The organism is Paenibacillus sp. Pae15, from assembly GCF_024519685.1.
GTDB classification, from domain to species: Bacteria; Bacillota; Bacilli; order Paenibacillales; family NBRC-103111; genus Paenibacillus_G; species Paenibacillus_G naphthalenovorans.
This window is the reverse complement of the sequence record NZ_JALJRM010000084.1, coordinates 1-676: the sequence shown is the minus strand read 5'-3', so window position 1 is coordinate 676 and position 676 is coordinate 1. Positions and strand designations below refer to the sequence as shown.

The window sequence follows — 676 nt, the reverse complement described above, 5'->3', positions numbered from 1 at the left end:
GTTAAGACACCTCCCTTTCACGGAGGTAACAGGGGTTCGAATCCCCTACGGGTCATCCCATGGAGGCTTAGCTCAGCTGGGAGAGCATCTGCCTTACAAGCAGAGGGTCGGCGGTTCGATCCCGTCAGCCTCCACCATAGATTACTTATACTGACGCGGGGTGGAGCAGCCCGGTAGCTCGTCGGGCTCATAACCCGAAGGCCGCAGGTTCAAATCCTGCCCCCGCAACCAATTTCGAAGCCAAGCATTCGAAAAATATGTGGAGCCGTGGTGTAGAGGCCTAACATGCCTGCCTGTCACGCAGGAGACCGCGGGTTCGAATCCCGTCGGCTCCGCCATGATTTTCAACTAAATGAAGCACAATTTAAACATCGGAATAATACGGAGATGATTATCCGATTGTCCGACGTTTTTAATTTAAAGACTATGCCGTCGTAGCTCAGAGGCAGAGCAACGCACTCGTAATGCGTAGGTCGGAGGTTCGACTCCTCTCGACGGCACCATTACCCATTCGCCTGGTTTAATGATTATGGCGGTCGTGGCGAAGTGGCTAACGCATCGGATTGTGGCTCCGACATTCGAGGGTTCAATTCCCTTCGATCGCCCCATTATCTTATCAGCATTGGGGATTAGCCAAGCGGTAAGGCAACGGACTTTGACTCCGTCATGCCTAGGT

Annotated in this window: 5 tRNA genes; all 5 read left to right on the top strand. The window is 53.1% G+C overall.

Annotated features, from left to right (window positions below):
• Positions 1-61 precede the first annotated feature (61 nt).
• Positions 62-137: transfer RNA gene (locus tag NR121_RS24995), tRNA-Val, on the top strand.
• Positions 138-154: 17 nt separating this feature from the next.
• A tRNA-Met gene (locus NR121_RS24990) sits at positions 155-231 on the top strand.
• A gap of 30 nt (positions 232-261) precedes the next feature.
• Positions 262-338: transfer RNA gene (locus NR121_RS24985), tRNA-Asp, on the top strand.
• A gap of 90 nt (positions 339-428) precedes the next feature.
• A tRNA-Thr gene (locus NR121_RS24980) sits at positions 429-503 on the top strand.
• A 29-nt stretch (positions 504-532) separates the two neighbouring features.
• Positions 533-608: transfer RNA gene (locus NR121_RS24975), tRNA-His, on the top strand.
• The last annotated feature ends 68 nt before the right edge of the window (positions 609-676 follow it).